Genomic DNA, 21,657 nt, shown 5'->3' with positions numbered 1-21,657 from the left:
GTCATATTCGCGGGCCTCCCCCGAATCCGTTATAATCAGAATTTTTTTAACTTAGCAGATTACGATATAAAAATAGGAGGAAGTATAATTATGGCACGTATTCTTATTATTGAAGATGATGAACTGGTTCGTTCTATGCTTAAGACAATGCTGGAGCGTGAGGGATACGAAGTGCTTGAAGCTCCTGACGGGAAAGAGGGGATCAAAGTCAGCAATAACAGTCCCGCGGACCTGGTCATCACAGATATTATCATGCCTGAAAAGGAAGGCATTGAGACGATCATTGAACTAAAACAGATATCTCCGAAAATGAAAATTATTGCGATATCCGGCGGCGGCAGAATCGGTGCGGAAACATATCTGAACATCGCCAAAAAATTCGGAGCCGCGTTCACATTCACAAAGCCTATAGATCGAAAAGAACTGTTGAATGCGATTCAGGAAGTCCTCAAACAGCCTTAAACGACGCTGAAAAAGGCATCATTCTGATGAGATTTTTCAATACCACGGAAAAACAAAGCAAATCGGGATTTTTGCATATCGAGGTAGTGCGCAAAAATTCCGTTCTTTTTTAAGCATCTGGAAAAAAGATTTTTTTCACTATTTTTATCCGGAGTGCGAAAATTTTATTTTCGCATGTGAGGTAATCATCCGGAGTGCGAAAAATGCTTTTCCGCAGCCGCAAAAATATAATTTTTGCACTCCGGCCCCCTTAAACCTAAGCCGGTTTTCCGGGATTTTCTCCGGAGTGCGAAAAATGCTTTTCCGCAGCCGCAAAAATATAATTTTTGCACTCCGGACCCCTTAGGCCTAAGCCGGTTTTCCGGGATTTTCTCCGGAGTGCGAAAAATGCTTTTCCGCAGCCGCAAAAATATAATTTTTGCACTCCGGACCCCTTAGGCCTAAGCCGATTTTCCGGGATTTTCTCCGGAGTGCGAAAAATGCTTTTCCGCAGCCGCAAAAATATAATTTTTGCACTCCGGACCCCTTAGGCCTAAGCCGGTTTTCCGGGATTTTCTCCGGAGTGCGAAAAATGCTTTTCCGCAGCCGCAAAAATATAATTTTTGCACTCCGGACCCCTTAGGCCTAAGCCGGTTTTCCGGGATTTTCTCCGGAGTGCGAAAAATGCTTTTCCGCAGCCGCAAAAATATAATTTTTGCACTCCGGACCCCTTAGGCCTAAGCCGGTTTTCCGGGATTTTCTCCGGAGTGCGAAAAATGCTTTTCCGCAGCCGCAAAAATATAATTTTTGCACTCCGGACCCCTTAGGCCTAAGCCGGTTTTCCGGGATTTTCTCCGGAGTGCGAAAAATGCTTTTCCGCAGCCGCAAAAATATAATTTTTGCACTCCGGACCCCTTAGGCCTAAGCCGGTTTTCCGGGATTTTCTCCGGAGTGCGAAAAATGCTTTTCCGCAGCCGCAAAAATATAATTTTTGCACTCCGGACCCCTTAGGCCTAAGCCGGTTTTCCGGGATTTTCTCCGGAGTGCGAAAAATGCTTTTCCGCAGCCGCAAAAATATAATTTTTGCACTCCGGACCCTTAGGCCTAAGCCGGTTTTCCGGGATTTTCTCCGGAGTGCGAAAAATGCTTTTCCGCAGCCGCAAAAATATAATTTTTGCACTCCGGACCCCTTAGGCCTAAGCCGGTTTTCCGGGATTTTCTCCGGAGTGCGAAAAATGCTTTTCCGCAGCCGCAAAAATATAATTTTTGCACTCCGGACCCTTAGGCCTAAGCCGGTTTTCCGGGATTTTCTCCGGAGTGCGAAAAATGCTTTTCCGCAGCCGCAAAAATATAATTTTTGCACTCCGGACCCCTTAGGCCTAAGCCGGTTTTCCGGGATTTTCTCCGGAGTGCGAAAAATGCTTTTCCGCAGCCGCAAAAATATAATTTTTGCACTCCGGCCCCCTTAGGCCTAAGCCGGTTTTCCGGGATTTTCTCCGGAGTGCGAAAAATGCTTTTTCGCAGCCGCAAAAATATAATTTTTGCACTCCGGACCCCTTAGGCCTAAGCCAATTTTCCGGGATTTTCTCCGGAGTGCGAAAAATGCTTTTTCGCAGCCGCAAAAATATAATTTTTGCACTCCGGCCCCCTTAGGCCTAAGCCAATTTTCCGGGATTTTCTCCGGAGTGCGAAAAATGCTTTTTCGCAGCCGCAAAAATATAATTTTTGCACTCCGGACCCCTTAGGCCTAAGCCAATTTTCCGGGATTTTCTCCGGAGTGCGAAAAATGCTTTTTCGCAGCCGCAAAAATATAATTTTTGGGTAATGTTCTAAAAGTGGAGCTGAATTTTTTAACCCTCTGAATCAATTTGGCAAATATCGGAACAAGTCCAGTTTTAGAACACCACCAATTTTTGCACTCCGGACCCCTTAGGCCTAAGCCAATTTTCCGGGATTTTCTCCGGAGTGCGAAAAATGCTTTTCCGCAGCCGCAAAAATATAATTTTTGCACTCCGGACCCTTAGGCCTAAGCCGGTTTTCCGGGATTTTCTCCGGAGTGCGAAAAATGCTTTTCCGCAGCCGCAAAAATATAATTTTTGCACTCCGGACCCCTTAGGCCTAAGCCGGTTTTCCGGGATTTTCTCCGGAGTGCGAAAAAGGCTTTTTCGCAGCCGCAAAAATATAATTTTTGCACTCCGGACCCTTAGGCCTAAGCCGGTTTTCCGGGATTTTCTCCGGAGTGCGAAAAATGCTTTTCCGCAGCCGCAAAAATATAATTTTTGCACTCCGGACCCCTTAGGCCTAAGCCGGTTTTCCGGGATTTTCTCCGGAGTGCGAAAAATGCTTTTCCGCAGCCGCAAAAATATAATTTTTGCACTCCGGACCCCTTAGGCCTAAGCCGGTTTTCCGGGATTTTCTCCGGAGTGCGAAAAATGCTTTTCCGCAGCCGCAAAAATATAATTTTTGCACTCCGGATCCGTTCGGAACTGCCTGAGTCAACAGCATTGCCCTTTGAAGGGGGCCGGGGGATTTTTGTAGTAAATCATGCTGTAAATATGCCGCCCCCACGGGGCTTTGCCGGCCTGGCATGATGAATACTGCTATAAATATGAAGCCCTTACAGGGCTTGGTCAGCCCTCCCCCAAATCCGTTATAATCAGAAAAAAGGAGGTAACAAGATGATCAGGTTTAAAGATATTAAAATGAAATGGAAACTTATTGGTCTGTTTTTGGTCGTGGGCATTCTTCCCATTATTATTGTGGAATGGCAGGGTAGCAGACTGGCCGCCGAAGCGCTCATGGCGAGATCATATGGACAGCTCGAGTCTGTGCGTGATATCAAAAAGACCCAGATTGAAAAATTTTTCGCCGAACGCAGGGGAGACATGAGTGTTCTGGTGGAAACCGCGGAGTCATTCAGAAAAGCTGCTTTTGATAAGCTTGAAACCGCGCAGGAACTCAAAAAAGCCCAGATTAAAGCACTTTTTGCAAGAGTGCAAAAGGACATCCTTGCCCTTGCGAAAAGTGATGATGTTCTGAATATGTACAGGCATATCAAAAAATATCATGATGAGATGAAATTCACTCGTAAGGGGCCTTACGATGTCTCGACCGATGAATACAAAAAGATTTATGACAAATATGGCAAATATCTGACTGACTATGTTAAAACCTACGGATATTATGATATTTTCCTCATTTGTGCATCCCACGGGCATGTGATGTTTACGGTTGCCAAAGAGAATGATCTCGGCACGAATCTGGCTTACGGCCCCCACAAAGACGAAGGCCTGGCCCGGCTTTGGCATAAGGTGGTCAGGACAAAGAACATGGTTATCGAGGACTTTGCACCATACACACCCAGCAAAGGTCAGCAGACAGCCTTTATCGGTGCCCCTATTAATGATGGTTCAGGCAAACTTTTGGGCATAGTCGTACTACAGATACCCACGGATTCCATCAACACCATCGTCCAAAGGCGTCAGGGCATGGGAAACACGGGCGAGACTTATCTCGTAGGCAGAAAACACGGCATTGTCAGTTTGCGTAGCGACAGAGTGGTTAAGAAAGGCAAAATCGGAGAAAAAAAATCCGGGCCTGATATTGATAAAGCACTTTCCGGCACCTCCGGGCAAATGGTCAAACAGGGAAGCACCGGAGAGATGGAGGTGTCCAGCTATGCTCCCCTGAACATCCCGGGTCTTGACTGGGCCATTATCAGCACCATAACCATGGAAGAGGCAATTGCGCCGAAGGAGGAGGGAGAAGCGGATGATTTTTTTGCCAAATATATCAAAATGTACGACTACTATGATCTTTTTCTGATTCATCCCCGGGGAAGGGTTTTTTATACAGTGACGAAAGAAAAAGATTACGGCACGAACATAATCAGCGGCAAATATGCCGAATCCGGGCTTGGCAAACTGGTCATGCAGGTATTGGAGAGCAAACAATTCGGTATGGCTGATTTTGAACCTTATGAACCAAGCAATGGCGAACCTGTCGCTTTTATTGCACAGCCGGTGATCCACAATGAAAAAGTGCAAATGATAGTGGCGCTCCAACTTTCTCTTAAAGCAATCAACAGTATTATGCAGCAGCGTCAGGGCATGGGCGACTCCGGAGAGACCTACCTCGTGGGACCAGACAAACTTATGCGGTCTGACTCTTCCATGGATAAAACAAATCATTCAGTAAAAGCCTCTTTTGCTGATCCGGATAAAGGAAGCGTCAAGACCGAGGCGGTCACAGAAGCCCTCAACGGCAAAACAGGCAGAAAAATCATCACGGACTATCATGGAAAATTGGTGCTTTCGGCTTTCACGCCGTTGGAAGCGGGGGATTCGACCTGGGTTCTGCTTGCCGAGATCAATGAATCCGAAGTAAGGAAGCCGATTGACGATCTGGCCGTTTCCATATGGAAAATGTCGCTGTTTATAGCCCTGGTGGTGGCTTTCTTCGCATTTTTCATCGCCAAAGGAATTGCCGGCCCGCTGGTCAAAGCTGCTGATTTTACCAAGGCCATTGCTGATGGGGATTTCAGCACCGGGATAGATATATCGCAGAAGGACGAGATCGGTATTCTGGCAAATGCGTTAAATGAGATGAAAGGCAAAATAAGTGATGTTCTGAAAGCACTGGAAGACCAGATCCGGGCAGTTCAGGAGGGCAGGCTGGATAGCCGTGTGAACGCGGAACCTTTTGACGGGGGGTGGAAGCGTCTTATCGTGGGAGTGAACAATCTGATGGACACCTTTGTCATACCGATCAATATGACAGCAAAATATCTGTCCCGGATATCCCAGGGCGACATTCCCAAGCAGATCACTGATGAGGCCAGGGGGGATTTCAAAGCTATCAGAAATAACCTGAATCAATGTGTTGAAACTGTGAACAGCCTTATTGCTGAGATATTCATGCTGACCGGTGCCACGGCCGAGGGCAGGCTCAGTCTCAGGGGAAACGCGGAAAAATTCAGGGGGGATTATGCCAAGATTATACAGGGAGTGAATGAAACCCTTGATGCGGTGATAGGACCTCTGAACATGGCAGCGACTTATGTTGATCGGATCAGCAAGGGAGACATTCCTGAGAAAGTCACTGATGCATACAAAGGCGATTTCAACCAGATCAGGAATAATCTGAATATACTGATAGACGCGATGAATGACATTACACAGCTTGCAGAAGAAATGGCTGACGGAAATCTCGGTGTCAATATCAGAGAGCGTTCTGACCAGGACACACTCATGCTCGCATTGAATTCAATGGTCAGAAGACTTAACCAGGTGGTCATGAATGTAAAATCTGCCGCGAATGATGTTGCCATCGGGAGCAGGGAAATGAGTGCCAGTTCGGAAAAAATATCTCAGGGCGCGGCCGAGCAGGCTGCCTCGGCTGAGGAGTCGTCCGCATCCATGGAACAGATGACGTCTAATATCAGGCAGAGTGCGGACAATGCATTACAAACCGAAAAGATCGCACTCAAATCAGCCGAGGATGCCCAGGCGGGCGGAAAAGCGGTTGCTGAGACTGTCACCGCCATGAAAAAGATTACTCAGAAAATTTCGATTATAGAAGAAATTGCCGCTCAGACGGATCTGCTGGCACTGAATACGGCCATTGAAGCGGCCCGGGCCGGAGAACACGGCAAGGGGTTTGCAGTGGTGGCAGCCGAGGTTCGCTCTCTGGCAGAGCGGGCCCAGAAAGCCGCGGCTGAAATCGGCGATTTGTCCGGTGTAAGCGTGGAGATTGCGGAAAAAGCAGGGGAGATGCTTAACAGGCTCGTACCCAATATTCAGAAAACCGCAGAATTGGTTCAGGAGATCAGCGCATCGAGCAATGAGCAAAATATGGGGGCGGAACAGATTAACAAGGCGATTCAGCAGCTGGATATAGTGATTCAGCAAAATGTTTCGCTGTCTGAAGAAATGACTTCGACATCCGAAAATCTGGCGGTTCAGGCTGACCAGCTTCGGAAGACGATTGAGTTTTTTAAGGTTAATTAAGGTGTTAAGGTGTTAAGTGTTAGGTGTTAGGTGTTAGGTGTCAATATCTTAATCCTTTGTTTTTTCTGTCATTCCGTTCGACTGAGCTCACGCCGAAGCCTGCGAAAGCAGGAATGACAGGCTTTTGGGCTGCACCGGGTCAGAAAACTTGATCATCGAGTGTCAGAAAACAAAAGCCGGACAGAAAATTTGGGATTTGGAATTTGGAATTTGTTATTTTCGGTTGACTCCTGACACTCATACAGAAAGGAAAGAAAGATGATTTTCAAAAATATGGGTGTAAAAACAAAAATTATCGCGGGCATTTGTGTTCCTCTGCTGGCGATCCTGGTCCTTGGCGGTTATCTCTGTACCAGGAGTATCAAGTCACTGATCGAAACTGGCGAGTGGGTTGAACATACTCACACGGTGATCGGGGAAGCAGTGAAAATTACAGCGTCGGCTGTTGACATGGAAACCGGCATGAGGGGCTATCTGCTTGCTGGCAAAGAGGAGTTTCTCAGACCTTACAGGGAAGGAGAAAAGACAGCTTATGAAAAAATCAGATACCTTCAGAAAAAGGTCGGGGATAACGCGAAACAGGTCACGCGGCTCAGAGATATCGAAAAAATAGTCAGGGAGTGGCAGAAAAAGGTTGTCGAGCCGAACATTGTGCTTCGCAGAAAAATCAGCGACGCACTAACAATGAATGACATGGCAGAGCGTGTCGGAAAAGCACGGGGCAAGACATATTTTGATAAGCTTCGCAGTCAGACAGACACTTTTATCAGCAGAGAAAGCAGCTTTATTATCGAACGCAAACAACTTGGCAATACTACCAAAGCTGCTTCTGTCGCAAACCTTGCAACGATGAAGGAGGCCAGGCAATGGGCGGATCATACTTACAAGGTGATTATAAATGCAAAGCGTATTCTGGGACATGCCGTTGATATGGAGACCGGCATGAGGGGCTTTTTACTTGCCGGTGAGGAGAAATTTCTGGAGCCTTACCATACTGGAAAAAAATATTTTTTTGATGAAATTCATGAACTACAGAAAACCGTGGAAGACAATCCGGAACAGGTGAGGAGGCTTGAGGAGGGTGAGAAACTGATTCAGGAATGGGTTGATCAGATCACGGCTTCGGCCATTGCGCTTCGCAGGGAAGTGAACAATGGGAAAAAAACAATGAATGATCTCGATGCGTATGTATCCCAAAAAAAAAGCAAGAAATACTTTGATGCTTTTCGCAAAAAAATTAAAGCATTCACAAAAGTTGAAACAGACCTGATTATCAGACGCAACAAATCCGCGGCAGACGCGGCAGACAGGATTGTGACGGACCTTGAAAAAATAAACGATGCGGACAGGAGGCTGGAACACTCCTACCAAGTGATGCAGAAGGCAATGGAAATTCTGACCGCGGCTGTTGACATGGAAACCGGCATGAGAGGCTTTCTCCTGGCTGGAAAAGAGGAGTTTCTTGAACCTTATACAGACGGGGAGAATCGCTTTTTCAATCTTATCTCGGAACTCAAAGCAATGGTCAGTGACAATTCTGACCAGGTCAGTCTGCTGGGAGAGATTGAAGAAACCGTGAGAGCTTGGAAAATGGGGGTCACAGATCCGGCCATCGCACTTAGGAGAAAAATCGGTGATGCAAAGACCATGTATGACATGGCAGACCTTATCAGGAAAGCAGAAGGCAAGACGTATTTTGACCGGTTCAGAAAGCTGATGTCCGAGTTCAGAGATGAAGAGGAAGGCCTGATGAAAACACGTCAGGAAAATAATACAAAAACAGCAGTGCGGACAATCCAGGGAACCTTGTGGGGATTGCTGGCAGCCGTTATCCTGGGAATGACCATAGGTTTTTTTATTGCAAATCGGATTACCAGCCCCTTGGCCAAAAGCGTTGTTTTTATCAAGGCTGTTGCCCGGGGAGACTTTGACGCTGAGATAAATATAGATCAGAAGGATGAGATCGGCATTCTGGCAAATGCGTTGACAGAAATGAAAGGCACAATAAATGATGTGCTGAAAGGGACTGATGAGCAGATAGAGCGCATTCGGGAAGGCAGGCTGGATACCCGTATCAATGCGGAGGACTTTGACGGAGTCTGGCGTGAACTTGTTGTCGGAATAAATAATCTGCTTGACACCTTTATGGCTCCGTTTAACATGACAGCAGAGCATCTTAACCGGATATCAGCCGGTGATATTCCGGAAAGGATCACGGCTGAATATAAAGGCGATTTCAACCGGATTAAGAATAACCTCAACCAGTGCATAGATGCTGTGAACGGGCTTGTGGCCGAAACTGTCATGCTGACGGACGCGACAGTGGAAGGCAGGCTGAGTACCAGAGGAGACGTGACAAAATTCAGCGGCGATTATGCCAGAATTTTGGAGGGAGTCAATCACACGCTGGATGCTGTGATCACCCCGCTGAACTCAACCGCGGAATATGTGGACCGGATCAGCAAGGGAGATATCCCGGAAAAAATATCTGAAAACTACAAAGGTGATTTTAATGCGATCAGAAATAATCTGAATATGCTTATTGATGCAATGAATGAAGTGACTCAGGTTGCTGAAAATATGGCTGAGGGAAATCTGACCATAGAAGTCAGAGAGCGCTCGGATCAGGACAAACTGATGCAGTCGCTGAACTCAATGATAAAAAAACTGAATGAAATCGTAACAGAAGTGAAATCCGCATCAGCCAACGTGGCATCCGGGAGTCAGATGATGAATGGCAGTTCCGAAGAAATGTCCCAGGGGGCCTCGGAGCAGGCAGCTTCGGCCGAAGAGGCATCAGCTTCCATGGAAGAGATGGTCGCCAATATCGGACAGAATGCGGACAATGCAAGGGAGACGGAAAGGATTGCGCTGAAATCGGCCGAAGGTGCCCGGGAAGGCGGAAAAGCAGTGAGCGAGACTGTCGCTGCCATGAAAAAAATCACTGAGAAAATATCAATCATCGAAGAGATTGCCGCACAGACAAAGCTCCTGGCCCTGAATGCCGCGATTGAGGCCGCCCGGGCCGGTGTGAAGGGTAAAAGTTTCGCAGTTGTGGCGTTCGAGGTTCGCAAGCTGGCAAAACGGTGTCAGAAGGCCGCGGCCGGAATCAGCGGGTTGTCACTCACAAGTGTGGAGATTGCGGAAAACGCAGGCGAGATGCTTGAGAGACTTGTACCGGATATTCAGAAAACAGCGGAACTGGTTCAGGAAATCAGTGCGGCGAGCAATGAACAGAACAGAGGCGCGGAACAGATAAACAAAGCCATTCAGCAGTTGGATCTGGTGATCCAGCAGAACGCCTCCGCGGCAGAGGAGATGGCTTCGACATCCGAGGAACTCTCCGGTCAGGCCGAACATCTCCGAAATACCATTGCATTTTTCAGGGTCGGTGATGGCACTCGGAATTTTGTGATGAAAAATTCAGGTGAAACATTTCAGGACACCTCTCTCGGAGGGGCCAAAGCAAAGGCCGCAGACAGTTCTCCAAAGATGAAACAGGGGAATAATACCCGGAATATGAGTGCGGAGAAATCAAAACCGGCACGCGAAACTTCCGGCTATTCATTTAAAATGGATGAAACTGGAAAGGGAGATGATGAGTATGATTCGGAGTTTGAGAAATACTGATTGTAACGGATTTTGGGGAGGCCCGGGGTTTTTTCCGCGGTATCGGGCAATATGACAGCGGACAGGAGGATGAGACGGATGTCCCGGCCCGGAATATCCGGTAAATCCTTAAATCCGATGTCATATTCGCGGGCCTCCCCCGAATCCGTTATAATCAGGAGAAATATTAGCTTTTTACTCGATAATCAAGTTTTTTAACCCAGACCGGACAAAAAAAATCTGGTAGTCCTGCACAAGTAGTGATGAACGAGATTCAATATCCTGCTATCTGGGCAACTGAACGGAATTCATCACTACCTTTGCAGGACTACCAAAAATCTGATTATAACGGATTTAGGGGAGGGGCGATCAAGCCCTGTTAGGGCGGCATAGTTGTAGTAACAGCAGGTTTGCAGCCCCCCCAAGCCCTTAAATCCGCTATAAGTACCTAACCATAAGTTTTCGATATTTGACCGAAAAAGAAACCCGGCTTTTTTTCCCGGAATAACGCGCCGTCCGTGACGGAAAAAGCCGGGTTTCGCTGCTGCTGACAGAAAAAGATATATAAAAACTTTTGTTCAGGTACTCAGAATTTTCAGACGGCTCAGGTTTTAATTTACCGAATAGTCATATGTGTTATCAGTTACAAAAATCTTAGCTTCTGCAAAGACCTGTATGAAAGGAAAATTATGTCTGTAAAAAAAATGTTTTTCGTAAGTTATGCCATTATTACCGTTGGTGTGATTGTTTTGGGAATTCTCACCCTGCTGATGAGCCTGAATGAAAAGAAAGTCAATCATAGTTACAAACAGCGTTATCAATCCTATCTTGTCGCAGATCAGCTTCGTCAAAGTTCTGATGATCTGACCAGGATGGCGAGAACATATGTGGTCACAGGCGATGCCAAATATGAAAAAATATATTGGGATATTCTGGCAATACGGAACGGAAAAAAACCTCGTCCTGAAAATTATGAACGGATTTACTGGGATCTCGTATTAAGTTACGGTGATACGCCGCATCCTGACGGACAGACAATATCGCTTGTAAAACTGATGGAGAATCTCGGGTTCACCAAAGAAGAGTTTGACAAATTAAAAGATGCACAGAAAAATTCAGATAGTCTGGTAAAAACCGAGACCATTGCCATGAATGCGATGAAAGGATTATATGATGACGGATCCGGAAATTATGTAAAAAAAAATAAACCTGATTCAGACATGGCAAGGCGGATTATGCATGATGCGCAGTATCACAAATATAAAGCTTCTATAATGGAGCCGATTGATCAGTTTCTGGAGATGCTGGACAAACGTACAGAGAAAAATGTAGAATATCATGTAACCATAGGAAATTTAATTCTTTTATCAATACAGATGATGGCCCTGGTGTTGATTATTATTTCTGTTGCCACTGGAATTTTTGTAAACTCTCGGCTTCGCAAGATTGTGAAGCAAGTAAGAAGAGCATCTGATACTGTGGCTTCGGGCAGCCAGGAACTGAATATCAGCGCGCAGCAAGTATCCCAGGGAACCTCGGAACAGGCAGCTTCGGCTGAAGAAGTGTCCGCATCCATGGAAGAGATGTCCTCCAACATCAGCCTGAATACAGATAACGCCATACAGACCGAAAAAATCGCTTTAAAATCTGCTGAACATGCCCGGGACAGCGGAAAAGCAGTCATTAAAACAGTGAATGCGATGAAGGATATTGCTGAAAAAACAGCAATTATTGAAGAGGTTGCCCGCCAGACAAATATGCTGGCGCTGAATGCGGCCATCGAGGCGGCCCGGGCCGGGGAAAAGGGAAAAGGGTTTGCAGTTGTAGCGTCCGAGGTTCGCAAACTGGCTGAAAGGAGTCAGAAGGCAGCAGTTAAAATTGGCAAATTATCGGTTTCCAGCGTGAATATCGCTGAAACAGCAGGCGAGATGCTGGAGCAGCTTGTACCGGACATTCAGAAAACAGCGGAACTGGTCCAGGAGATCAGCGCCGCAGGCAGAGAGCAGAACACAGGCACGGAACAGATCAATGATGCGGTTCAGCAGTTGGACCAGGTCATCCAGCGGAATGCGTCGGCCGCCGAAGAAATGGCCTCAACCTCTGAAGAATTGTCCGTTCAGGCGGACCAGCTCCGGGAGGTCATCGCTTTATTCGGAGTTACGGAGACTGTCCGGAATACTCGGAAAAATTCCGAATTCGGCTCAGAAACACGGGGAATAAATTCCGTGAGGATTAAAAATTCTCGGACATCAGGAGATGCCAATATGAAAAAAATAAAAATGAAGGACAGTGATTTCAATTATTTGATTGACACAGATAAAGCGAATAAGTATGATTCGAATTTTGAAAGATATTAATTGCAGGGGGAGTGTCGGTGACGCGCCTGGCTACAGATTTGTCTTTCAAACAAGGGAATATTCCCCGTGTGCTTCTGTATGCCATATGTGACAATGTCAGAATTCGGGATAAAAGGAGAAATGTCATGGAAAATATCAATATAATAAAAACATCACAGTATCTTACTTTCAAGCTGGGGGACGAAGTGTTTGCGCTTGATGTTGCTCAGGTTCGGGAGGTTTTGGATTTAACCACGATTACCAAGGTCCCTCGCACGCCTGATTTTATGCGGGGGGTAATCAATGTCCGAGGCAGTGTTGTTCCGGTGGTGGACCTGCGCCTCAAGTTCGGCCTGTCCGAAACTGAAGGTACGCTGGATACTCGCATTGTTGTTATGGAACTGTCCCTGGATGGTGAAATTACTGTAATCGGGGCTATCGCTGACTCAGTGCATGAGGTGCTTGAAATCGGGCCGGATCAAATTGAAAAACCGCCCAAGATCGGCAGCCGATGGCGCACGGAATTTATCAAAGGCATCGGAAAACAGGATGAGCAGTTTATCATTATTCTGGATATTGAGCGGATTTTCTCCACAGATGAATTGGCTATTGTGGAAGTGACTGCCACAGACATGCCTTTACCGGAAGGTGCTACCGAGGCGGAACAAGAAGAAACTGAGTTAAAACAAGAGGAGGCGCAGAAATGAAACATCTTTTTTTTTCAAAAAAGATGTATTGTATATTTTGGGCTACAATGTGGATGATCAGTCTTCCTCTTATGACGAAAGCCGCAGAACCGGGCAGTCCGGTTCTGAGCATTACGGGAGAAAGAACATCCGGTGCGGAAATTGATGACGCAGACTCAGCAGGAAAGGCTGAGAAAACCTGTTCCGGTGTGTCGCTTACGCTGCCTGTTCACTTTGACACACAAGCCAGATTGGAATTGAAATTCAGAGCGGATCAGATTTCATACGACTGGGATGATGCTGAAAAAATCGTGTTCAGCAACGGTCGGGAACCCTGGGATAAACTCCGTTCCGCAGATATGCGATTAAAATATATCCATAACTACACCCGGTACTGGTCTGCTCTTGCTGGCTTCAATTTAGGGGCCGCGTGGGAGGATGAAACCAGAGATTCTTATTCCTACGGAGGATATCTGGCAGCCGTCTGTCGCACAGACTTTAATCTGAGTTATTTCATCGGGGCCGGTGTCATACGGAAACCGGAAGATGTCATATATATTCCGGTATTGGGTATGAGATGGAACAGTATGGCAGAGAATGGTTCCGGATGGTCGGTAAGTCTCGGGATGCCGCGGACGGAAATACGCTATTCCTTTAATGAAATTTTGGCCGTTTATTGTAATGCCAAGATGGATATGAAAACCTATCGCCTGAAAGATGAAAATAAGGTCTCTCCTTCGGGTCTTCTGGAAATCAAGGGGTTCACGGGCGGCTTATTTGCAGATATTCATCTTATGAAGCCGCTTCGTCTCTCCCTGGGAATGACCTATCTTTTTGGCAGAGAATGGGAAATACAGGATAAGGACGGAGAAACCATTCAGGATGTGGATATTGAAGATGCGCTCGGTGCGTCCGTGGGTTTAAGCTGGATATTTTAACGCAGCATCCGGAGTGCCAAAGTTTCACTTTGGCAGGTCAGCATAGGAAAAAATGCCAAAGCGGAAAAACCAACATCCGGAGTGCCAAAGTTTCACTTTGGCAGATCAGCATAGGAAAAAATGCCAAAGTGCAACTTTGGCACTCCGGACAGATGGAAAAAATGCCAAAGTGCAACTTTGGCACTCCGGACAGATGGAAAAAATGCCAAAGTGCAACTTTGGCACTCCGGACAGATGGAAAAAATGCCAAAGTGCAACTTTGGCACTCCGGACAGATGGAAAAAATGCCAAAGTGCAACTTTGGCACTCCGGACAGATGGAAAAAATGCCAAAGTGCAACTTTGGCACTCCGGACAGATGGAAAGAATGCCAAAGTGCAACTTTGGCACTCCGGACAGATGGAAAAAATGCCAAAGTGCAACTTTGGCACTCCGGACAGATGGAAAAAATGCCAAAGTGCAACTTTGGCACTCCGGACAGATGGAAAGAATGCCAAAGTGCAACTTTGGCACTCCGGACAGATGGAAAAAATGCCAAAGTGCAACTTTGGCACTCCGGACAGATGGAAAAAATGCCAAAGTGCAACTTTGGCACTCCGGACAGATGGAAAAAATGCCAAAGTGCAACTTTGGCACTCCGGACAGATGGAAAAAATGCCAAAGTGCAACTTTGGCACTCCGGACAGATGGAAAAAATGCCAAAGTGCAACTTTGGCACTCCGGACAGATGGAAAAAATGCCAAAGTGCAACTTTGGCACTCCGGACAGATGGAAAGAATGCTAAAATTGCTCTTTGGCGGACAGACACAAAAATTGCCTTAAACTCGATAATCAAGTTTTTTTCTGTCATTCCTGCGAAAGCAGGAATCCACTGCTCCTGAAACCGCTGCATCGCCCCCAAATGGATTCCTGCTTTCGCAGGAATGACACGGTTTCCAGCCGGATTGTAAGTACCTAACCATAAGTTTTCGATATTTGTCAAGGAAAGAAACCCGGCTTTTTTTCCGGAATGATCCGCCTCCGGTAAAGGAAAAAGCCGGGTTTCTCCGCCATTCACGGAAAAAAAAGATGTATAAAAAATTTTTGATCAGGTACTTATCAAAAAAAACTTTGATTATCGAGTTAAAGCCTTTGCCAGTTCTCTTCCTGAGTCTGATGCTCTGATCAATGTCTTTTCGTGTTTTCTGACTCCTCCTCTGTCAAAGATACCGAACACCGGAAGTTCCCCGATCACCTCATAGCCTAACGCTTCCAAAGGAATGCGCATGGCTTCGAGCGTAAATCCCATGTCTTTTTTATCATTCTGCTCGCAGACTGCCGCGATAAAAGCTTTTCTGTTCTGACCGGCCAGACGGGATGACCAGCCTCTCGGACGATGATTATCAAAATTGTAAAAACAATAAAGACGGTCAATAAATGCTTTCATCCATGCTGTTATGTTATAGTTATGTGTCGGTGATATCAGTACAAGTCCCTGGCTCTCTCTTATTTTCGGATAGATCATTTGCATCCCGTCGTTCAACCCTGAACATCTCTTATCTTTTCGGCATTTTTCGCATCCGACACACGGTTGAAAATAATACTCTCTCAGATGAATTTTTTCTGCGGAACGATTCTCCTCCCGGACGCCCTGCAAAATATGCTTTAACAGCACATCTGAATTCCCTTTTCTTCTGGGACTGGCGCTGACACCTAAAACTTTTGGCTCCGGAAAAATATCCTGAGACACCTCTTTGTCATTCAGATTATTGGTATCCATAAATCTCTCTCTTTTTCTTGCCTGTTGTTTGAGATACAAAAAACGTAGGGTGGGTTACGCTTCGCTTCACCCACCCTACGTTTCGCGTATTTTATTTTTGGGGAAATCCCTTATCAGAAATGGCAGCAGTCGGAACGCTTACCGGCTCGGAAACGGAAAAGGCACAATGATAATCCCTCCCCCTTCCCGGGAATCCTCTCCTCCCCTGGTCAGTTCTCGTTTTTGAGAGCCGGAAAATCTTGGAACAGTGCTGGGATTTTCTGAATACTGCTGAACCCAGTTATATAAATAATCAGATGAAATAGCAAAATTCAGCCCGGTGCCGCCTCGTATCTTAAAGGTATTCATTCCCACCACATTTCCATGAGTGTCAATCAGGGGGCCGCCGCTGTTGCCCGGATTGATCTTTGTGTCGGTCTGAACATATTTCACTGTGTCAATATTTCTTATCTGGCTGATGATCCCCCCGGATATTGAAAATTTAAGCCCTAAGGGATTTCCCACAGCAAACACTTTTTTCCCCACGGCATTCTCTGAAAGAAGGCTTTTTTCAAGGGCAAGATATGGGAGATCACTTTCCGAAATCTTCAGCAAAGCCACATCCGGCTGCTCAGTGCTGGAAATCACGCCGCCGGTGTATTCCCTGCCTGATGACAAATACACACTGATGGGAGCATTCGGACGGATCACATGGAAATTGGTGAGAATATGTCCTCTGGAGCTTACGAAAAAGCCTGCCCCCTGACCTCTGCCGCATTTTATGACAACCACGGCAGGTTTGCATATACGGAATATTTCATCAGAAGCCAGTGTATCGGTCCTTTGTTTTCTTAACACCGCCTGCTCCTCTGTCACACTTCCGATAAAAGCGGATGCTTCATATATGATTTTTTCCACAAGTTCTTCTTTTATTGACAGGATTCCGCCGTATCTTTCGTATCTTACCAAGCCATTCTCTTCCCAGCAGTTTTTTGTTTTTATGGTCCTCCCGTCTTTCAAATATATCTCATGCGCATCTGACAAGCTGACACCCAGTGCGAGGATTATCAGCACATATCTGACAATAGTTTTGCACATGTTTTTACCTCCGGTTTCCAGGGCTAGTCCGTGTCTGTGTCCGAACCCTCATCAGATGACTCAGCCGTCTGAGAACAAATCCCAGCGGTCAGTTCGTTAATGTCGCAACCACTGCTAATGCCCAATTCCTTCAGAAGACTGTCAATCAGGGGAGCCTGTCCCCGGTAACGCAGCGCGCTGTTTACCATCTGATCCGCCAGATTCTCACTGCCTTTCTGCTTTCCCGAAGCGCTGCCGCCGCCAGCCGAACCAAGTCCGCCCACCTGGATAATCTTAATTCCCTCAATCGCCTGAATGGGTTTCACGCTTTCGCGAATGATCTTGTCAAGGTGTTCGATAAGGGATATTTTGATCCGCATGGCAATAATGCCCGGTTCCAAAATATTCTCGGCCTCGTGCAATGCACGGGTTCCCTCGGCCTCCACAGCATAGCGTTTTTTGTCAGCCTCGGCCTGGACAACTTTGGCCTGCGCCTCAGCCTGTGCGGCAATTTTTATCTTATCTGCCTCACCGACCGCCACAACCCGCAATGCATCAGCTTTGTCGGCCGCGGCCTTTTTTTCCGCGTCTGCCGCAACCATTATGCCGATGGCATCCCGTTCTGCCTGCTTGCGGGCCTCCACCAGTTCAATGGCTTTCTGCCGCTCCGCAATTTCAGTTTCACGGGCAGTGGACACCTTTTCTTCGGCTGTGACTGACAGGGCAAGGGCTTTGTCTGCTTCAGCCTGGGCAACAGATTTTTCTTTGGATTTTTCAGCAATGGCAATGGCCCGTTCCTGGTCTGCAAGAGTGACGCTTTTTTTTCTTTCGATTTCAGCAGTTTCAATGGCTTTTTTCCTCTCAATATCTTTTTCCCTGAGAAGACGTTCCTTTTCAATGCGTTCCTCTTCCACCCCGCGTTCAGCCATAAGCTGCGCCTGATCCACCTGCTGTTTCGCTATAATCTGAGCTTCCTTTGCCTGACGCTCTTTTTCAGCCTGTTCCCTGGCAATCTCGGACTGCTGTTCAGCCCGGCGCACTTCGATTTCACGTTGCTGTTCCAGACGCGCGTACTCCTCTTCCCTGGACAATTCAAGTTTCTGGCGCTCGGCCCCCAGGTTTTTTTTCTGTATCTCGACTTCAGTGTCCCGTTCAATGTCATTCCGCTGCTTTCTGCGGGCCTCGATCTCTTCTGTCAGTTTGGTCAGTCCCCGGGCATCAAAAATATTCTGCGCGTTAAAATGGCTCTGATCCGTCTGATCCAGAGCGGTCAGAGACACTGTTTCCAGTTCCAGACCGTTTTTGAGCAGGTCTTCGCTTACCGCAGTCTGCACTTTCTGCACAAAGTCAACGCGCTGTTCATGGAGTTCCTCTATTGCCATTTCAGCAGCCACGGCACGCAGCGCATCCACAAATTTGCCTTCGACGAGTTCTTTGAGGGCAGTGGGATCCATGGTTCGCCGCCCCAGGGTCTGGGCCGCGTTTGCAATGGCCTCGACTGTTGGTTTGACGCGAACATAGAACTCAGCCTGGACATCTACCCGCATACGGTCACGGGTAATCAGTGCCTGTACGTTGGTACGCTGCACCTCAAGCCGGAGGGTGTTCATGTTCACCGGGATGACCTGATGCAGCACAGGAAAGACCAGCGCGCCGGCATTCATGATGACCTTCTGTCCCCGCCAGCCAGTCCGCACAAACGACACTTCTTTTGAGGCGCGGGCATACAGTTTTGACAGGATCAGCCCGATCACGATAAGGGTGAATAATCCGAAACCAATGCTCAACGCAGCAATCATGAAGTTTGACATAAGATACTCCTTTCTGTGAAAGGGTTAATGAGGCGAGATAGTTGAATCTTTCTTGAAAAATTATTTTTGCAAAAACAAGCGGATTTGTCAAACTGTTTGGAATAGAAATAAGTACCCGATCAAAAGTTTTTTATATATCTTTTTTTTTGCGAACAGCGGAGAAACCCGGCTTTTTCCGTCACAGGCCGCGGATCCTTCCGGTAAAAAAAGCCGGGTTTCTTCCCCGGGAAGATATCGAAAACTTATGGTTAGGTACTTATCATCTTCCCTACAAGGATTTTGTATAAGAAAAGGATTAAATCCCTTTTTTTAAGTATCCGGACATAAATTTTCAGGTATAAATCCGCATCAGACCTGCGAGGTTTCCGAAACCTCGCAGGTCTTTGGATACTGAAAAAATTTTTCCGGATACTTACAATCCTTTCTACAAAATCCTTGTAGCGACACCAATACCGTTCGGCACGATTTTTGCATACATTTGTAACTAACTGAATTCATATATCCGGAAAACTGAAATCCCGAAATGTCCGCCGGGCGTTTTTCGGAAACAATTTCTCCAAAATGCGGAAATGCCGGGCATTTCCGTCCGGCTATGCAAAAATCATGCCGAACGATATTGTAGCGACACACAGAAAGCAAGAGGCAATGCAGACCGGGCCGAAAAATCCCTGCCTGAAAATTATCAGTGAATTCAGTCAGCCGGTAAAAATTTGAGTATCGAGTATATAATAAAAAAAGCCTGATTATCCTATATGATAATCAGGCTTTTTTTTATAATGGCGGAGAGACAGGGATTCGAACCCTGGGTGGAACTTTCGCCCCACACTCGCTTAGCAGGCGAGCGCCTTCAGCCAGCTCGGCCATCTCTCCGTGGATCTGACAAATTGTAAAAAAATAAAATCCTTCAGTTGGCGGAGGGAGTAGGATTCGAACCCACGGTGCCCGTGAAGACACAACGGCTTTCAAGGCCGCCGCCATCAACCACTCGGCCATCCCTCCTAAAAATATATGCAGGCATCTTTATAAGACAGATCCCCCCGCATTTGAATTTTGTCTTGTATCACTTTATAAAACAGAGGTCAACCTTTTTGTTGAATAAAATGCAAAAAAATTTACGACAACATAAACCGGCTTTTTTCAAGGCTTACCAAGCCCTGTAAAACCTATTTTCAGTTGTGAACCAGATAAAAATTCTTTCCATCGGCTGAAACAAAATAGTTGTGGCTGTTCTCAACCCTGAAATTATAAACCCGGTGGTCATATTTTATTTTTTTAACAGAAGCGACTTTTATCTCACTGTCAATACTTACAATTCTGTCACCGACCTTCAGATCAGCCACTTTCACCCACTCCCCTCGGTGGTGAAAACCGGATGGGCGGCCGTGATTTTCAATTCCCCGTTAATCAGATAATAATGATCCTGATCAGCACGATAGGTGTCTGTAACCTTCCTGACCACCATTTTCTCAGTTTCCACGTCATAAGCCTGCACAGTGTCACCCGCACGCAGATCAATAATGCGCTTTAAAGATTTGTCCGCCATAAGCACATTGGTGTCATAAGCAAAGCAGCCTTTGTTATTATTCTGTTCCTTTGACATCTTCAATGCCTGTCGGTCTGCCCTTTTTTGTTCTGCCAGTGCGTTGTTCACAGCAGTTTCCACCCGGTTCACAATGATCATGGGATTTTCTTCGAACAGTGTTTTATCTGAGGCATACAGATCTTCCAACAGGGTCATCTGATGCATAACTTCCTCTTCAACCAAGGGCTTTCTGCTGTTTCTGTAGTTTTCCAAAACAACAATGGCCTCATCGAGTTTTCCCTTACTCAGATGAGCCAGTCCCATATACAAAACAGCATCAGGATGATTAGGAGATGATTTAAGCACGGTTTCAAATTCGGCAATGGCCGCATCCGCAAACCCGGTCTTCAGATATGCAATGCCCATATTGAGCCTTGCTTCTGCGGAATCCGGATTTTCAGCAAGATATTCTTTATAAAGCGGTATGGCCTCATTATAATTTTTTTGTTTTAGTTTCAAATTTGCCTTTGCAGGTCCTCCGCATCCGAATAAGCATGCTGTCCACAGGCATAAAACTCCCCAAATTATATATTTTTTTCCAAACATAATTCCCCCGCTTTCTGATAACCATAAAAAAATTTATAATTCAATGAAATAGTTATATAATTATTTATGTTGAAAGAGTCAAGCAAAAAGGTCATAAGCTCATAATTATTAATTTTCGTCAGAATATGTGGAAGAAACTTGTCAAAATAACATAAACGTAGTATAATAATTTGTAAATTGGAAATTCTCGTTCCCAATACCCCCCGGCAATGAATTCTCCGTAAGTGTTTCACTCCTGACTTAATGGCAGTGGGAACGAGTACATGACCAAATAAGTTCCGAGGGATGGGAGAAATTCGGAATTATGTAGGACAATTTTTCAAATTGTCCTAAAAAACAATTTGAAAAATTGTCTTACATCCGGACAGCCTGCCAGAATTTATTTGGTCGTGTACGAGGCCAGACAGGATTAAAATTACAAAGACCACCGGATATTAGCGAATACTCAATAATCAAGTTTTTTTTATCCAATCCGGCCGGACAGCCTGTCATCTGCTGTTCCCGGAGGCCTGGCATTTGCCAGAAATGGATTCCTGCTTTCGCAGGAATGACAGAAAAAAACTTGATTATCAGGTAACAGAAATTTTTTTCCGGAGTGCAAAAATTAAGCGAAGCGGTTTTTTGCATTTTACCAAAATTATTGAAACATTCCATGCAAAAAATTGCTATCGCCAATTTTTGCATTCTTTTTTAGGCATCCTTCATTTAGTAGTTTACACTTTCAGCTAAAATGAATTTTTTATGTTTTTTTTAATTCATGATAATTTTGATTATTTTTATAATATAAACAACCTATTACAAAAAAAAACTACAAATTTTGTAGTTAATTTTAGCTAATCATGTTTGAAGTGTGTAAAAAACTACAAAATTTGTAGATTTTACAATA

12 protein-coding genes and 2 tRNA genes are annotated in these 21,657 nt (G+C 45.9%); 7 read left to right on the top strand and 7 right to left on the bottom strand.

Annotation, left to right across the window (positions count from 1 at the left end; genetic code table 11):
* Positions 1-90 precede the first annotated feature (90 nt).
* The 7 genes from dnm_RS13435 to dnm_RS13405 all read left to right on the top strand — a co-directional run bounded on the left by dnm_RS13435 (position 91) and on the right by dnm_RS13405 (position 14,839).
* Positions 91-462, top strand: coding sequence for a response regulator (locus dnm_RS13435; protein WP_207683146.1), 372 nt, complete (start codon positions 91-93; stop codon positions 460-462).
* A 2,657-nt stretch (positions 463-3,119) separates the two neighbouring features.
* Positions 3,120-6,449, top strand: a complete 3,330-nt coding sequence (locus tag dnm_RS13430; protein ID WP_207683145.1) for a methyl-accepting chemotaxis protein — start codon at positions 3,120-3,122, stop codon at positions 6,447-6,449.
* Between the two features lie 258 nt (positions 6,450-6,707).
* Positions 6,708-10,079, top strand: a complete 3,372-nt coding sequence (locus dnm_RS13425) for a CHASE3 domain-containing protein (RefSeq protein ID WP_207683144.1) — start codon at positions 6,708-6,710, stop codon at positions 10,077-10,079.
* A gap of 668 nt (positions 10,080-10,747) precedes the next feature.
* Entirely contained in the window at positions 10,748-12,415 is a 1,668-nt protein-coding gene (locus dnm_RS13420; protein WP_207683143.1) for a methyl-accepting chemotaxis protein, read from the top strand.
* Positions 12,416-12,432: 17 nt separating this feature from the next.
* Positions 12,433-13,101: a chemotaxis protein CheW gene (locus dnm_RS13415; protein WP_246556313.1), complete on the top strand. Its 669-nt coding sequence runs from the start codon at positions 12,433-12,435 to the stop codon at positions 13,099-13,101.
* Positions 13,098-14,018, top strand: a complete 921-nt coding sequence (locus dnm_RS13410) for a DUF6268 family outer membrane beta-barrel protein (protein ID WP_207683142.1) — start codon at positions 13,098-13,100, stop codon at positions 14,016-14,018. Before dnm_RS13415 ends, dnm_RS13410 begins: the two co-directional genes overlap by 4 nt.
* 29 nt (positions 14,019-14,047) lie before the next feature.
* Positions 14,048-14,839 (top strand): hypothetical protein, encoded by a 792-nt coding sequence (locus dnm_RS13405; protein WP_207683141.1) that lies wholly within the window; start codon positions 14,048-14,050, stop codon positions 14,837-14,839.
* Positions 14,840-15,131: 292 nt separating this feature from the next.
* Here the strand turns inward: dnm_RS13405 and dnm_RS13400 are convergent, their stop codons facing one another.
* The 7 genes from dnm_RS13400 to dnm_RS13370 form a co-directional block, all read right to left on the bottom strand.
* Positions 15,132-15,776 carry a flavodoxin family protein gene (locus dnm_RS13400; protein ID WP_207683140.1) on the bottom strand — a complete coding sequence of 215 codons (645 nt, stop codon included), beginning with the start codon at positions 15,774-15,776 and terminating at the stop codon, positions 15,132-15,134.
* A gap of 138 nt (positions 15,777-15,914) precedes the next feature.
* Positions 15,915-16,853, bottom strand: coding sequence for a S1C family serine protease (locus dnm_RS13395; protein ID WP_207683139.1), 939 nt, complete (start codon positions 16,851-16,853; stop codon positions 15,915-15,917).
* A 23-nt stretch (positions 16,854-16,876) separates the two neighbouring features.
* Positions 16,877-18,643 carry a flotillin family protein gene (locus tag dnm_RS13390; protein WP_207683138.1) on the bottom strand — a complete coding sequence of 589 codons (1,767 nt, stop codon included), beginning with the start codon at positions 18,641-18,643 and terminating at the stop codon, positions 16,877-16,879.
* 777 nt (positions 18,644-19,420) lie between these two features.
* Positions 19,421-19,513: transfer RNA gene (locus dnm_RS13385), tRNA-Ser, on the bottom strand.
* Between the two features lie 39 nt (positions 19,514-19,552).
* Positions 19,553-19,642, bottom strand: a tRNA-Ser gene (locus dnm_RS13380).
* Positions 19,643-19,812: 170 nt separating this feature from the next.
* On the bottom strand, positions 19,813-19,989 hold the full coding sequence (locus dnm_RS13375; RefSeq protein ID WP_207683137.1) for a polymorphic toxin-type HINT domain-containing protein: 177 nt from the start codon (positions 19,987-19,989) through the stop codon (positions 19,813-19,815).
* A complete protein-coding gene (locus dnm_RS13370; RefSeq protein ID WP_207683136.1) occupies positions 19,986-20,684 on the bottom strand; it encodes a tetratricopeptide repeat protein in 699 nt (232 codons plus the stop codon). Before dnm_RS13370 ends, dnm_RS13375 begins: the two co-directional genes overlap by 4 nt.
* Between the last annotated feature and the right edge of the window lie 973 nt (positions 20,685-21,657).

Source organism: Desulfonema magnum, assembly GCF_017377395.1.
Lineage (GTDB): Bacteria > Desulfobacterota > Desulfobacteria > Desulfobacterales > 4be13 > Desulfonema_C > Desulfonema_C magnum.
This window is presented reverse-complemented; position numbering and strand designations above follow the sequence as displayed.